The sequence below is a fragment of the Alicyclobacillus fodiniaquatilis genome, assembly GCF_042678105.1.
GTDB lineage: Bacteria > Bacillota > Bacilli > Alicyclobacillales > Alicyclobacillaceae > Alicyclobacillus > Alicyclobacillus fodiniaquatilis.
The window spans coordinates 43,092-57,417 of sequence record NZ_JBHUCX010000058.1 but is presented as its reverse complement, the minus strand read 5'-3'; the positions used below and the strand labels follow the sequence as shown (position 1 = coordinate 57,417).

Sequence of the window (14,326 nt, the reverse complement as noted above, 5' to 3'; positions counted from 1 at the left end):
AGCATACTAATGCCTAGGAACAGCGTGTTTCGAAAATCAGCCCAAAACGTTGGATCCGTGAGTACATTGCGATAATTCTCCAGGCCAATGAACGGACGATTTCCAATCAGGTTAAAATCTTGCATACTAATGACGACTGAATGCACGAGCGGGTAGTACGTAAACAACATGAAATAGGCGATTGTAGGCAACAACATCGCATATAGCGGAATGCCGCGTTTCCACTTCAACAAACGACGCTGGCGGACACCTGCGTGTTTTCTTGACGGATGGAGTAGCCCTGTGCTAGCCAAAATGATCGTCCTCGCTTTCAAAAATGGCATTCATTACTGGTCGATATAATGTTTCTGTAGCAATGCCGCATGCATTTGTTGCACTGCAGCCTGTGGCGTCAGCTTGCCAAGAATAGCCTCATCCCCATATTGCCAAACGATATCCTGCGCATTGGTCCAATTCGAGTTGATGAGCGGTTGATAGCCATATTTCTCGCCAATTTCTCTCGCGTTCGCATATCCCTTTTGCAATTGAGGGAATGGGTTTTTCCAGTAAGAACTAATCGGATCTGGGTCACCGTGGTCCATATTTTCACTTGAACCCGCGGAGGTGAGTTTGTATTTCCCGTTTTGCATGGTGTAATCGATTCCCTTCACACCAAGCGACCCAAGCACTTCACCGGGCTGGGTATTCCACCACTCTAAGAATTTGAAAGCCAACGCTTTGTCAGGGGCATTGGAGGGGATGGCGAACAAACTTGTATCGCCCATGGACACGAGTGTCTTGCCATTCGAATCTTCGGCGCCAGGCAATGCTTCTGCATCAAAGGTCGATGCAGCGCCTTGCGTTTTCGCTAAGTTATTCAACATCGGCACCCAAGCATCCCAATACACAAACATGCCAACGCGGTTAGACAGGAAGAGGTTTCGCTCATCTGCCGTGCTATTCGTCACGAAGTTGGGATCCAACAGCTTGTCCTCATATAGTTTGTGCAACCACGCATATACAGGGATTGCAGCAGATGTGGCGTAAGGGACAGTCAATTTCCCATTCTGCATGACATAGCCTTCTTTCAGGCCAACTGCGCTCATAAATGGCTCAATGTCATACAGGGAAGATAGCGTTAAACCATAGGCGTTCTTTTTCTCTTTAAATGTCTGAAAGACATTCAAGTATTGATTGAGTGTTTTGGGTTGTGAGAGTCCCAATTGTTTCAGCCAATCCTCACGTACGATAGGCATGAGTGCGCCTTGATATTTGACTGGCACACCGTAAATGCCTTTCCCGTTTGGACTGGAGAGTTTGATATCGTTCCACTCATACTGCGGTACAACTTTAGGGTCGCCCAACACAGATGAATTTTGAATTTGACTTTGTAAGTTCTCCACTTCACCATTTTTGGCGAGTTCTGCGAGCGTGCTGCCTTCGGTGTATACGACATCAATCTTTTGTCCAGATGAAAGCATGGTCATCAATTGCTGGTCATAGTTGCTTCCCGTTGTGCTGATCAACTGAACTTTACAATGCAGCGCTTGTCCAATCTCATTGGCAAACGCAGTGTTTTCCTGCGGCGTCTTTCCACCAACGACACCTGTCGCAATGGTCAACGTAGGTTCAGTCTTTGTGGAAGCCGCACCAGTCGTTGTTGAAGCGTCACCAGCTGTTGTGTTTCCAGTCTGCGAAGTACCGCACCCGGCGATCATCGTGATCGTTAAAGCGGATGCGGATAGCACAGTATATACGCGACGTTTTGTTTTCATCGGAATCATGCTCCTTTTATAGATGGATGATTGTGGAGTTGAGATTGCGGCACGATTGCCGAACGACTAAATTCGACAAAATAGTTTGATGGACAATCGGCGCAGAATTGTCTTGAATTCGGCGAATCAGTAAATTGGCTGCTTCCCTGCCAAGCTCTTCTGCATTGAGAGACACGCCGGACAATGGAGGATGAAATTCTGGCGAGAAAACTGAATCATCACTAAATGCAAACACCGAGATATCGTTTGGGATAGACAGCCCAAGTTCTGCTGCTGCGCGATATACACCGAGCGCCACTTTGTCCGTATCCGTTACGACTGCGGAAAACGAAACGCCTTTGGTCACGAGTTCGCGAATGCTTCTAAATCCGTAATCAAGTGACGGTGTGGATGGATTTTTGAAGATATGCAGCTTCGGTTTGAGGGCAATTCCAGCTTGTATCAACGCCTTTTCATATCCCCGTTTGCGATCAACCGAAACGGTTCGCTGCTGTGAAGTATTCAAGAACAAAATGTCTCGATGACCGAGTTCAAGCAGATAACTTGTTACTTGTTCCGCCGTTGTTTCATTGTCGTTGTCGACATAGCACAACCGATGCCGCAATGCTTCCGGTGGTCGCCCCACGACAACAGCAGGTGGATCTAATTCCGTTCTTTGCATCAAGCGAGCGTCATTGTGTTCCGGATCGAGAAATATTTCCCCATCCACAGGGTTTGTTGTCATGTACTTTGGCATCTCCTGATAATCGGTGGCCAAGGTATTGACGAGTAACCGATACCCATGCTCAAAACAGGTTTGCAGCACCCCGTTAATCAACGACAAGTGAAATTTACTAAACTTCGTATTCTCCCCCGGCATACGTAAACCAATAATGCTCGTTTGTTTCATGGATAGTGTTCTAGCCCAATAATTGGGTTTGAAATTTAACGCTTGCGCCGCTTTTAGAACCCGCTCCGCGACCTCCTTGCGCACACCACGTTTTTGTGTGAAGACGTTGGATACTGTCCCTTTCGATACGCCAGCTAAACGTGCGACATCATCAATGTTTGCCATGTTCATTCCCCTATTCCGAAAAAGATATTAAACCAGTTTAATTAATAAAAAATGATGATTGCGTTTAGACTCTGTAAAGGATTGCTAAATTGTTTGTTAAACCGGTCTAATCACTGCCACTGTTCTACACGCAGGGATACATGAATATTTTGACTTATGATGTGGCTCACAAAATAAAGGGACGGATACTTCATGGCGGGGGATATCATGAATATCGTTATATTTCACAATGGTTCTATATTGGGTAAATACATCATTGAGGCCTGGTACAAAAAACACGACCAAACAAATGAATTCGATTTGGTGCACAACTGTTCACTTGATGATCTGGAAGCATGCCGCGCAGACCTTGTCATTTTGGCTTCAGATATGCCTTCTAAATTCGAGCACTCGGTATGGGGAAAGTGCAGAGATTTAAAACTCAGCGCCTTATCTGTGCTTGGCAGGGGATCAACGGTTCTCTTAGGGCCGCTGGAGACGCCAGAAGTACCTGGCTGCGCGACTTGTCTACAATTGCGGTGGGAAAATACTTTCCAACGCAGTCTTCTGAATTCCTTTTTTGGGCAATCAGTCAGCAGTATCGAAGAACCCCAACATATGCCTCTGACGCTGTCTCAATCAGATCTATTAACATTGGGGGATATCGTAACCGATGAGATACAATCGCTGATTTCTGCATCCCCTCACGCGCCAAACGCCAAAGGAAAAGGTGGTGTGTACGAACAGGAGGAAGGCATCGAGTGGATACCACTTGTCCCCAGTCACGATTGTCCTCGATGTAACCTTATGCCAGATGACGATCCCGCTCTTGCCCAATTGCAGTTCGCTTCACACATCATGAACGATGTGGAGGCATTGAGAGTGGGAACTGTGGATTTTGCATATCTAGCATCACTGTACGTCAATACCAAAGCAGGCTATATTTCGGCCACAGATGAATTTTGGAGTGACGACCATTATGTCGAGGCAGGCGCATATATTTATACCCCTGCTGGCACCGAAATGGTTGGGCATGGATCTGGCTTGTCCACCAGCGATGCGAAACAATCCGCAATACTTGAAGTGTTGGAGCGCAGTTGCGGATATCAGGCGGTCAATCGACGGCCTACCGTCTTTGGCAAGTATTCGGAGTTCAACGGCATCGCCGTTCATCCGTCACAGTTCGGTTTGCACAGCCATGCGTTGTTTCAGTCGTCCAATGGCAACTATGAACCTTTTGAGGAAGAGAACAAATATTCATGGGTTTGGGCATACTCGACGAAGTTCAATCAATCTGTTCTCATTCCAGAGCAGATCGCCTATTATGGACCAACAGCTGATGAAAAGCGGTTCATCAAGGAGACGTCCAATGGATGCGCCATAGGAGGAACGCTGGAAGAAGCTGTCCTGCATGGCATCTTCGAAGTGCTCGAACGAGATGGATTTCTGAACATGTGGTACGCAAAGATGCCGCTGCCCGAGCTCAAACTGGGCAGTCATTGCCCAGCTAGAATATCTGAAGTCTATCATCGTTTGGTGGATGATGGATTCGAAGTTCGCCTGTTTAATATTTCTCATGATTTAAGCATCCCGGCCATTTGTGCTGTGGCCATTAACGAGGAGAACGACTATCCGAAAGTGGTCAGCGGATCGGCGTGCCATTTAAATCCCTACCAAGCCGTCTATGGCGCACTCCGCGAATTAACTGTTCAAGTGCTCAGCCTGCAGCGCTCGTCAGAAGATCGGCGTAAAGAGGCCGCTGCCATGTTCTTGGATTCGAAAAAAATCAAGCATATTCTCGATCACGTTGTGGTTGCCGCTTTGCCCGAGGCTTACCCGCGTTGGGAATTTCTTTTGGATCAAAAGAATCAAGGGCCGATTCAATCAGTCGAAGAAGTCTACATCGATGTGGCTCAACAATACCAAATCGCTTCACGAGACATTCGCCCGATTCTCAATTCGGTACTTGAAGATTTACACGGGCGAGGATTTGATGTGATTGCGCTGAATCAAACGAGTGTTGAAGTATCTTACGGCGGATTGCATGCAGTGAAAGTTTTCATACCTGGAATGACGCCGATTACGTTTGGCTATGGCTGTCAAAGAGTTCGAGGACTCTCAAGAATTTTCGAATTGCCGTATCGAATGGGTTATTCCTCACGGGTGCTGACGGAAAAAGACCTGAATCCGGATTGCCATCCGCTATCGTAAAACACGGTCCTGCCTCCGATGTCAATAAAAAAGGGCGTCCGCGTAGGACGCCTGTGTTCGACTGTTTGTTGCACGTTTCTACAGGTTAGTACGATCCCGCACAGCTGCAGCTGGATGCTGCACCATAACCAACAGCTGGCACAAGCAAGAAGAACAGAACGAAGATAATCAAGAACACGACAGCCCAACGAGTATACCCGCCAAATGCTCCGTACATAAAGCTTCCCTCCTAATGTTGTTGGTCTCTGTTTAGATTTATGACTGGAGGTCTGTCCCAACGAAGGTCATATGCCCTAGGCCATTCGCCCATTTTGGCTGATGAACGACAAAGCTGCCTGCGGGCAATCTCACTTTATCGCCGCCGTGCAAGCGCCATGTAGCAGACACCTGCGCCTACATCGGCAATGGCGATGACAACGCCCATCGGTGTCGCGGCGTGACTACCGCCAAGACCGACCAGAGGCGCTGCCACTGCCCCCAGAATCAGTTGCGGCACACCCAACAAAGCCGCAGCACTGCCGGCCGCTTTCCCTTGATTTTGCATCGCCAATGAAGAACTGGTTGTCGCGACGACCCCCACACTGGATACAAGCACAAACAATGGCGGCAATATCGCGAATAGCCCCTCCCCAAGGAGAATCATCAGCAACAGTGCAAGCCCGCCGAGCGCCGCCAGCGTCAAACCGATGATCAGCAACTTCGTCTCACCGACGCGCGCTGCCAGCCGGCCGCTGATTTGGCTGGCGATGATGATGCCAAGGCCATTGATGGCGAAGCAGACACTGAACATCTGCGGCGATACACCAAAGATATTCTGCAGGACAAATGGAGAACCGGATATGTAGCCAAACATGGCCGCCATGACCAACCCTTGCGACAAGGCATACCCCATAAATGTACGATCCGCCAAGAGACCGCCAAAGGTAAACAACGTCCCTTTGACGCCGCCGGTCGCCCGTCGCTCCTCTGGCAAACTTTCTGGCAGTCCAAATAGCACGCCGATCAGCATGGCGACGCCAAGAATACCCAAAACGATAAATACGCCGCGCCAAGAGGTCACGCGCAGCAACTGGCCGCCGAAAACAGGCGCCAAAATGGGCGCAACGCCATTGATGAGCATCAGTAGAGAAAAGAAGCGCGTCATCTCAGTGCCGGAGTACATATCGCGCACGACGGCGCGTGAAATCACAATCCCAGCAGCTCCAGCTGTGCCCTGAATCAAGCGCAATACAATCAGCCACCAAATCGAGGGCACAAAAGCGCATAACACTGAAGAAATCGCATAGATGCCCAAGCCGACAATCAATGGGGAACGTCGGCCAAATCGGTCGCTTAACGGCCCCGCGAACAGCTGACCGAGGGCCAACCCGAGCAGGCAGCAAGTCAAGCTCAGCTGCGCCAGAGAGGTGTTTGTCTGCAACGCTGTGGTCAAGGCTGGCAAAGACGGCAAGTACATATCGATGGACAACGGCGCAAGCGCACTCAGCGCCCCAAGAATGATGGCGATGCGAAGGCGACGGGACGAACTGATTTGTTCGGCTTCCGTTTCATCTGTGTATGTCAAAAGAGGCCACCTGCCCTAAAAATAAAGTCGGTATTTTTGCATGTGCCAGCCACGAAGACGCATGCGTGTTCAATCACTCTATTATCAGCTATCTACTGAACCGCTTCAACTTCCACGTCCTTCTTAACGAACTTCGAAAATGAAGTGATGCATCCGTGCAATAAACGTGTATAATGCCAAGGGGACTTGTGAAAATCCATCATGTGGACTTGTTCACATGTCCCCCAGGAGGTGAGTCTCATGCGTAAACGCAAACGACAAATGCGCATCTCATATATCACCGATTGCTCAAGCTAAGGCCTACCGGCTTTAGCTTTTTCATTTTTAACGCAACGGCGTGCAAACACGTAAGGAGGAGTTGGGCAAATGACAAGGTATCGGCGGGTTTTATTGAAATTGAGCGGTGCGGCTGTCGCCGGAGACGGGGAATTCGGCTTCGAACAGCAGCGATTGACGCACATTTCCAACGAGATCAACGCGTTGGTGGAACTTGGCATGGAGATTGTCATCGTCATTGGCGGCGGCAACATCTTCAGGGGAAACACCGCCGAAACCTGGGGCATTGAGCGTGCCGAAGCCGACAGCATTGGCACACTGGCCACCGTGCTCAACAGCCTGATGCTCCGCGGTGTCCTGCGCGCATCGACCAGCCGTGATGTGCGGGTGATGACTGCAGTGCCGATGAACACCATCGCAGAACCGTACATTCGTCTGCGCGCCATTCACCATTTGGAAAAAGGCCATATCGTCATTTTGGCTGGCGGCAATGGGCAACCTTACGTGACCACCGATTATCCATCCGTTCAACGCGCCATCGAGATTCGCTGTGACGCCGTTCTCGCAGCCAAACATGGCGTCGATGGCGTCTATGACCAAGATCCCAGACAAAACCCCGCCGCCAAGCGCTATACGCATTTGAACTATGAGGACGCGATTTCCCAAGGCCTTCGCGTGATGGATCAGTCTTCCATTCTGCTGGCAAGAGACTTTCATCTGCCCGTTCACGTATTTGACTTCAATCAAGCTGGCGCAATGACCAACATCTGTCTCGGCGAAGAAGCAGATGTTGGCACGTTGGTATACGCGGGGAAGACCAATCTGTATGAGGACTAAATGAACGCAGGTGCTAGAAGCGCATCCCTGTGGCTTGTTAGGGATGCGCTTCATCTGCTTGATAAAAGTGGAGTAAATCCGCTGTCACTTTGATGAGCCGCTGGCGCAACAAATCTGGCGCAACCACACGGATACTCCGTCCATACGGAATTAGCATATGTGGCAAATACGCCTCCACCGTGTGCTGTTCCAAGATGAAACGCGCTTGTTTGGCGGTTCTTTCGACGAGATAATGCGCCAGCCACCAATGTTGGCTCAACAAATCAATGCAATCCGCATCCCCAACGATATGTACTTGCATCAATGCTTCTGCTTTGTTGGCTGACGGCAGCATACTTTCCAAAAAAAAATCGCTGGCTGAGAAACCCGCCGGACGTGCGAAGTTCACATCGGTCTGTGCTAATGCGCAAATACGGTCGACACGGAAATTGCGCATCTCTGACCGCAAGTGACAGTAAGCGATCAGATACCACCTGTCCCGCCAGTGCACGAGACCGTACGGATCCACCTGGCGCTTCACAGCCGTTTCTTCCTTGTTCTTTACATACTCGATGACGAGTGTACAGCCATCGGCAACCGCTTGTTCTAACGTTGGCAGCCACGCTTCTGCTGCAGAGTGGTCCGCAGTCGAGATGACCGTCAGTCCCACCGTGTGCCGCGTCAAATCTGCCAGTTGTTCCGGCGTCATCTGATGGTTGATTTTGCCCAGCGCGCGCTCAAGCGCCTGAGTGAACGGATAACCTGCCTGCTTTGCGAACAATGCGGCATGGGACAGCGACTTCTGCTCTTCCAAATCAAAAAACAACGGCGCGCCATGAAACGTCTCTGGCAAACTGTAGCCGCCAGCATGCCCAGCTTCCGCCACAATGGGAACGCCACTGGCGCACAGTGTGTCAATATAGCGATACACCGTGCGCACACTCGTCTCCAGACGATCAGCCAGTTCCTCAGCTGTGATTTTTTGGCGTGATCGCAACAGCCAAATGATGGCCAACAGATTATCCATTTTTGCCATGCAACACCCGCCCCATCTTCCGCACCCTCAAATGACTCGAACGACGTTCGAAGCAGAGTTCGCGGTAAATTGACTGTTGTACAGTTCCGCGTAAAAGCCGCCTTTTGCAAGCAGTGCGTGATGATTCCCCTGTTCTACGACTTTGCCGTGGTTCATCACCAAAATGAGATCCGCTTCGCGAATGGTCGACAGCCGATGGGCAATGACAAAACTGGTTCGCCCGCTCATCAACTCGTTCATCGCTTTCTGAATCAACACTTCCGTTCGGGTATCGACGCTGCTGGTTGCCTCATCGAGAATCAGAATGGACGGATTGCTCAAAATGGCGCGCGCAATGGTCAACAACTGCTTTTGGCCTTGCGAAATATTGGACGCCTCTTCGTTCAAGATGGTGTTGTAACCGTCAGGCAACGTGCGGATAAACCGATCCGCATAGGCGGATTTCGCCGCCTGTATCACTTCTTCCTCACTTGCGCCCTCGCGGCCATATGCGATGTTATCCATGATGGTGCCGTTGAACAGCCATGTATCCTGCAGCACCATGCCAAAGAGGCTGCGCAGGTTACTCCGTTTCAAATGGGTGATGTCCTTGCCGTCAATGGTAATTTTACCGCCATTCAATTCGTAAAAGCGCATCAGCAGATTGACAAGTGTGGTTTTACCAGCGCCCGTCGGCCCGACAATGGCGATGGTCTGGCCCGCTTTGACATCAATGTTCATATCCTCAATCAAAGGCGCATCGCTTTTGTAGCCAAACTGCACATGCTCAAACTGGACTTCGCCCTTTGGCGTTTCAATAACCGTGGCATCTTTTGGCTCAGCAACCTCTTCCATTTCATCGAGCAATTCAAACACCCGTTCTGCGGATGCAATGGTGGATTGCACGATATTGGAAATGCTCGACAACTGGGTGATCGGCTGCGAAAATTGCCGCGCATATTGAATGAACGCTTGAATATCGCCAATTTCAATCGCTCGCTTCATCACGAGCAAACCGCCGATCACGCTCACCAATAGATAGCCGATGTTGCCGATAAAGTTCATCAGCGGCATAATCAACCCAGAAACATATTGCGACTTCCAAGCAAACCCGTAGAGTTGTTCATTGATCTCTTTAAATTGGTTAATGGATTTCTTCTCATGCCCGTACACCTTCACAATCTTGTGGCCAGTGTACATTTCCTCTACATGCGCATTCAATTTCCCCAAGGATCGCTGTTGCCCTTTAAAGAACACCTGTGATTTTTTCGCGATCACTCTTGTCACAATGATGCTGAGCGGCAACGTCAACACGACGACAAGCGTCATCAGTGGACTGATGGTCAGCATCATGACGATGACGCCGACAAATGTCACCACTGCGCTGATGAGTTGCGCCAAACTCTGTTGCAACGTGTTGCTGATATTATCGAAATCATTGATGAAGCGACTCAATATATCCCCGTTGGGACGCCCGTCATAAAACTTCAGTGGCAGGCGTGAGAGCTTATCATTGACTTGTTTGCGCAATTCGTAAACCGTTTTTTGCGCCACACCCGCCATGACATACTGTTGCACATATGTGAACAAAGAACTGAAGATATACAGAATCGCCAGGACGAGGAGAATATGCAAAATCGCGCCGAACTGCATGCCATGCCCTGTCGCGCCATTAAACAGGATTGTGGTGGCTTTGCCCATCAAGTCAGGAGCGACGATGCCGAACACCGTACTCAAAATCGTGGCCAACAAGACCGCCAGCAAGCGATATTTGTGTGGCTTCAAATAATGTGTGAGCCGGTACAACGTCCCCTTGAAGTCCTTCGCCTTTTGCACCGGCATGTTGCCTCTGCCAAAGTTCCCTCTACCCATTGGCATGGCTGGACGCATTTGCGGTTCCTCTTTGCGTTTGTCGCTCATGCCGTCACCTCCTGTGAAAGCTGCGAGGATACGATTTCCTGATACACGCTGCAAGTATCCATCAGCGAGTGATGATTGCCGATGCCTGCGATACGCCCCTCGTCGAGCACAATGATTCGGTCAGCGTCCATGACCGTGCTCACCCGCTGCGCCACGACCAATACTGTGGACTCCCGCACTTCCGGTCTCAACGCAGCTTGCAATTTTGCCTCTGTCTTAAAATCAAGCGCGGAAAAGCTGTCGTCAAAAATGTAGATCTCGGGTCTTCGCACCAATGCGCGGGCAATGGAAAGGCGCTGCTTTTGCCCACCGGAGACGTTCATGCCGCCTTGCTCGATGACAGAATCAAACCCGTCCTTCATCTCCATGATAAACTCCGTAGCCTGCGCAATGTCCGCAGCATGCGCCACTTCTTCATCCGACGCAAATTCCTTGCCATAGCGGATGTTCTCGGCAACCGTCCCGGAAAAAAGGACTGCCTTTTGCGGCACATAACCGATTTTCGCCCGCAAATCCGCCTGCGACATCTCGCGAATATCGACGCCATCCACCAAAATCTGGCCAGAATCCACCTCATAAAACCGTGGGATGAGACTGGTCAATGTGGTCTTGCCCGAACCCGTTCCGCCAATGATGGCGGTCATTTCGCCAGGATTGACGCTGAACGAGATGTTCGACAGCGCAGGGTGCTCCGCACCAGGATAACTGAACGTGACATTTTGGAACTCGATGCAGCCCCTCATTTCGTCCGCCTCTCTCAACACTGCAGCGTCTTGAATCTCCGGCGTCATCTCCAGCACTTCGTTAATTCTGGTTGCTGAAGCCATTGCGCGTGGAATCATGAAGAACATCATGGACACCATCATGATGGCAAACAAAATCTGCGAGACATATTGAATGAATGCCATCAGCGTACCCACTTGCATGTCGTGAGCATTGATGCGCATGCCGCCAAACCAAATGATGGCGATGGTCGAAAAGTTGATGATAAGCATCATGATTGGCGTGAGCGACGCCATCGTCTTGTTGACCTTTGTCGCTGTGCCAGTGAGATCGAAATTGGCTTCATCAAAGCGCTGTTGCTCGTAATCCACGCGGTTGAAAGAGCGAATCACGCGTATACCGGTCAAATTTTCGCGCAGTACGCGGTTCAATTTGTCGATTTTCTGCTGCATCGTTTTAAACAGCCTGAATGCCTTGCGGTACACGACAAAGATGGAAAAACCAAGCACAGGCATGACGATGACGACGATGATGGAGAGGCGCAAATCCGTATAAAATGCCATGATGATGCCGCCAATCGCCGTCAATGGCGCGCGAATCATCATCCGCAACATCATGTTGACCAATTGCTGCACCTGAGTGATGTCATTGGTCGTTCTGGTGATGAGCGAGGAGGTCCCCACTTTGTCAAATTCGTGCAACGTAAAGTTCTCCACGTGGATGAACACTTCATTGCGCAGCGTTTTGCCAAAACGAGCAGAGACGATGGAAGACAACAGTCCGGCGATGACCGAACAAAGCACCGCCCCTAATGACACAGCCAGCATAACAGCCCCAATTTTCAGAATATAGGGGATGTTGCCCTTGATAATACCAATGTCCACGATGTCTGACATGAGGCGAGGCAAATACACGGTGGACATACACTGCAGGAAAATCAGCACCAAAATCATCGTGATGGAAAATCCATAAGGTCGGAGAAATCTAAACAATTTTCTCATGCATCAATCATCTCCAAAAGAACGTAACTGGCGTTCACTGTAGTACTGGCACACCTTGGCAAGCAATTCGGCCAGTTGATTGCTGTCTTCCTCTCCCAAATACGAGATCAACCCGTCGAGCGTGTCAGAAAGCTCCTTGTGCGCCTGCTGAATGGTCTTTTCGCCTTCGTCCGTCAGTTTCACGCGAATCACACGTCTGTCTGCTTCATCCATTTTGCGTTCCACCAGGCCGCTTTCCTCAAGCCCCTTGATGAGCTGTGTAATCGTCGGCGCGGCGACATTGAGATGGTGACTGATGTCTGAAACCTTGACGCCGGTCACGTCTGCCTCTTCGCCTCTTTTGATGCAAAAAAGCACCCTCACATCGCTGGGTTTCCGTCCAGATGACGCACCTCCGTGCAATTTTACGCGCTTAAAGCGCATAAACGAGTGAAACAGCTTCTGCACAGTTGGATTTTCGCTTGTAAATATGTTCCTCACCTCATTACGAAGTACGCCGCAAGGGCCTACACTCCTGATTTCTCCATCTAGCAGCCAAGCCATGAAAATGCCGGTCCATCAAGGCGCCACATGGTTCGACGCAAAGGGGATCAATTCATTTTCAGGCCAGGATAGTTATGTTCTTTATTTATTAGGCAAACTAAATATTATGCAGTTTTCGTGCGATTGTCAATCAGGTATAAACGGTAGAGATCGATCCGGCGGTTTTTACTGCCCAAGAGGAGGTCAAAGAGAACTCGCATGATGGGGAAAACAGGGGCGGCCTCCAGGATAAAGCTGAGGCTGCCCATCTTTACATCAGGGACGCACAGATGTGCCATCGGGCGCACGCAGCATGGTCCATTCCGGCAATCGCAGATGACACGGATACTTCGCCGCTTTTTCTTCGTCAATATCGACACCGATGCCCGGTTCGTCATTCAGATACACATAGCCATTCCGGACTTCCGGACTCCCTGGGAAAACTTCCCGCATTTCGTCAGAGTACGGCGACCATTCTTGAATGCCGAAATTGGGCGAACTGAGATCCAAATGGACATTGGCGGCATGCCCGATGGGCGAGAGATCGCCAGGTCCATGCCAAGCCGTGCGCACACCAAAGGTTTCCCCCAGCGCAGCCAATTTGATGGCTGGCGTGATGCCGCCAATCTGACTTAGGTGCACGCGGATAAAGTCGATCAACCGCTCGGACATCAGCGGTTTCCACTCCAGCGGATGGACAAACAGCTCACCCATCGCAATGGGAATGGCGCATTGCTGACGAATGATGCGGAACCACTCTATTTGCTCTGGCGGCAAAGGATCTTCCAGGAAGAACAGACGATATGGCTCCAACTGCTTTGCGAGGCGCACTGCCTCAATCGGCGCGACGCGTTCATGGATATCGTGGAGCAACTCCAGGTCGAAACCCAGTTTGTCGCGCAGGTGATCAAACAGGCGCGGCACGCTGCGAGCGTAGGCGTCGGGATCGAAATAAACGCCTGGCAGCGCGTTTTCAGGCGATTGCCTCGTATGCTTTACCCCGGTTGCGCCATAACCGCCCATCTGACAGCGGATATACTGGTATCCTTGCTCGGCGAAACGGCGCACATTCTCTTCGACTTCCGCCACATCGCGGCCGTCTGCATGGCGATACACGGGCGCGGCTTCGCGACATTTGCCGCCCAGCAATTGATAGACCGGCATGTTGGCCAATTTCCCTTTGATGTCCCACAAAGCCATGTCCACACCGGACAGCGCGTTGTTGAGAACGGGCCCGTTGCGCCAATAGGAACTGGACATCGACGATTGCCAGATGTCTTCAATTCTTTGTGGATCCCGACCGACGAGCAGCGGCTTCATGTACTCCTCCACTACAGTCTTCACGGCCAAAGGCCGCTGGGTAAACGTGGCGCAGCCAACGCCGTACAGTCCAGGCTCCGAGGTCTCCACTTTGACAACGACCAAGTCGATGCCGTCCGGCGCTGTCAGGATTGGTTTTACGTCTCGTATTGTCAGATTTGCCATGTCGCT

12 protein-coding genes are annotated in these 14,326 nt (G+C 50.5%); 2 read left to right on the top strand and 10 right to left on the bottom strand.

The genetic code is table 11. The features are described 5' to 3' along the window. The 3 genes from ACFSB2_RS17115 to ACFSB2_RS17105 all read right to left on the bottom strand — a co-directional run. A partial coding sequence (locus tag ACFSB2_RS17115) for a carbohydrate ABC transporter permease (RefSeq protein WP_377944323.1) occupies nucleotides 1-293 on the bottom strand: 293 nt, incomplete at its 3' end. A gap of 33 nt (nucleotides 294-326) precedes the next feature. After that, the gene (locus ACFSB2_RS17110; protein WP_377944322.1) at nucleotides 327-1,754 is read right to left on the bottom strand and encodes an ABC transporter substrate-binding protein; all 1,428 of its coding nucleotides are present in this window, start codon (nucleotides 1,752-1,754) and stop codon (nucleotides 327-329) included. Nucleotides 1,755-1,770: 16 nt separating this feature from the next. Continuing rightward, nucleotides 1,771-2,808 (bottom strand): LacI family DNA-binding transcriptional regulator, encoded by a 1,038-nt coding sequence (locus ACFSB2_RS17105; protein ID WP_377944321.1) that lies wholly within the window; start codon nucleotides 2,806-2,808, stop codon nucleotides 1,771-1,773. A gap of 207 nt (nucleotides 2,809-3,015) precedes the next feature. Here ACFSB2_RS17105 and ACFSB2_RS17100 point away from each other — a divergent pair, with 207 nt between their 5' ends. After that, entirely contained in the window at nucleotides 3,016-4,998 is a 1,983-nt protein-coding gene (locus ACFSB2_RS17100) for a TOMM precursor leader peptide-binding protein (protein ID WP_377944320.1), read from the top strand. Between the two features lie 85 nt (nucleotides 4,999-5,083). Here ACFSB2_RS17100 and ACFSB2_RS17095 read toward each other — a convergent pair whose 3' ends face one another. Together ACFSB2_RS17095 and ACFSB2_RS17090 are read right to left on the bottom strand one after the other, a co-directional pair. Further along, nucleotides 5,084-5,215, bottom strand: coding sequence for a hypothetical protein (locus ACFSB2_RS17095; protein ID WP_377944319.1), 132 nt, complete (start codon nucleotides 5,213-5,215; stop codon nucleotides 5,084-5,086). A 135-nt stretch (nucleotides 5,216-5,350) separates the two neighbouring features. Further along, nucleotides 5,351-6,562 (bottom strand): multidrug effflux MFS transporter, encoded by a 1,212-nt coding sequence (locus ACFSB2_RS17090; RefSeq protein WP_377944318.1) that lies wholly within the window; start codon nucleotides 6,560-6,562, stop codon nucleotides 5,351-5,353. 366 nt (nucleotides 6,563-6,928) lie between these two features. Between ACFSB2_RS17090 and pyrH the strand changes: the two genes are divergently transcribed. Next, nucleotides 6,929-7,675: a UMP kinase gene (gene pyrH / locus ACFSB2_RS17085; RefSeq protein ID WP_377944316.1), complete on the top strand. Its 747-nt coding sequence runs from the start codon at nucleotides 6,929-6,931 to the stop codon at nucleotides 7,673-7,675. Nucleotides 7,676-7,712: 37 nt separating this feature from the next. On the opposite strand, the gene ACFSB2_RS17080 is transcribed toward pyrH, so the two are convergent. The 5 genes from ACFSB2_RS17080 to ACFSB2_RS17060 form a co-directional block, all read right to left on the bottom strand. Further along, nucleotides 7,713-8,690, bottom strand: coding sequence for a helix-turn-helix transcriptional regulator (locus ACFSB2_RS17080; RefSeq protein WP_377944315.1), 978 nt, complete (start codon nucleotides 8,688-8,690; stop codon nucleotides 7,713-7,715). 27 nt (nucleotides 8,691-8,717) lie between these two features. Next, nucleotides 8,718-10,589: an ABC transporter ATP-binding protein gene (locus ACFSB2_RS17075; RefSeq protein WP_377944314.1), complete on the bottom strand. Its 1,872-nt coding sequence runs from the start codon at nucleotides 10,587-10,589 to the stop codon at nucleotides 8,718-8,720. Continuing rightward, on the bottom strand, nucleotides 10,586-12,313 hold the full coding sequence (locus ACFSB2_RS17070; RefSeq protein WP_377944313.1) for an ABC transporter ATP-binding protein: 1,728 nt from the start codon (nucleotides 12,311-12,313) through the stop codon (nucleotides 10,586-10,588). Before ACFSB2_RS17070 ends, ACFSB2_RS17075 begins: the two co-directional genes overlap by 4 nt. A 3-nt stretch (nucleotides 12,314-12,316) precedes the next feature. Next, nucleotides 12,317-12,856, bottom strand: coding sequence for a MarR family winged helix-turn-helix transcriptional regulator (locus ACFSB2_RS17065; RefSeq protein WP_377944312.1), 540 nt, complete (start codon nucleotides 12,854-12,856; stop codon nucleotides 12,317-12,319). A gap of 255 nt (nucleotides 12,857-13,111) precedes the next feature. Continuing rightward, nucleotides 13,112-14,320 carry an enolase C-terminal domain-like protein gene (locus tag ACFSB2_RS17060; RefSeq protein WP_377944311.1) on the bottom strand — a complete coding sequence of 403 codons (1,209 nt, stop codon included), beginning with the start codon at nucleotides 14,318-14,320 and terminating at the stop codon, nucleotides 13,112-13,114. Nucleotides 14,321-14,326 lie beyond the last annotated feature (6 nt).

Coding starts and splice junctions, on each gene's coding strand:
- ACFSB2_RS17110 (WP_377944322.1), bottom strand. CDS start 1,754: ATGAAAACAAAACGTCGCGTATATACTGTGCTATCCGCATCCGCTTTA.
- ACFSB2_RS17105 (WP_377944321.1), bottom strand. CDS start 2,808: ATGGCAAACATTGATGATGTCGCACGTTTAGCTGGCGTATCGAAAGGG.
- ACFSB2_RS17100 (WP_377944320.1), top strand. CDS start 3,016: ATGAATATCGTTATATTTCACAATGGTTCTATATTGGGTAAATACATC.
- ACFSB2_RS17095 (WP_377944319.1), bottom strand. CDS start 5,215: ATGTACGGAGCATTTGGCGGGTATACTCGTTGGGCTGTCGTGTTCTTG.
- pyrH (WP_377944316.1), top strand. CDS start 6,929: ATGACAAGGTATCGGCGGGTTTTATTGAAATTGAGCGGTGCGGCTGTC.
- ACFSB2_RS17080 (WP_377944315.1), bottom strand. CDS start 8,690: ATGGCAAAAATGGATAATCTGTTGGCCATCATTTGGCTGTTGCGATCA.
- ACFSB2_RS17075 (WP_377944314.1), bottom strand. CDS start 10,589: ATGAGCGACAAACGCAAAGAGGAACCGCAAATGCGTCCAGCCATGCCA.
- ACFSB2_RS17070 (WP_377944313.1), bottom strand. CDS start 12,313: ATGAGAAAATTGTTTAGATTTCTCCGACCTTATGGATTTTCCATCACG.
- ACFSB2_RS17065 (WP_377944312.1), bottom strand. CDS start 12,856: ATGGCTTGGCTGCTAGATGGAGAAATCAGGAGTGTAGGCCCTTGCGGC.
- ACFSB2_RS17060 (WP_377944311.1), bottom strand. CDS start 14,320: ATGGCAAATCTGACAATACGAGACGTAAAACCAATCCTGACAGCGCCG.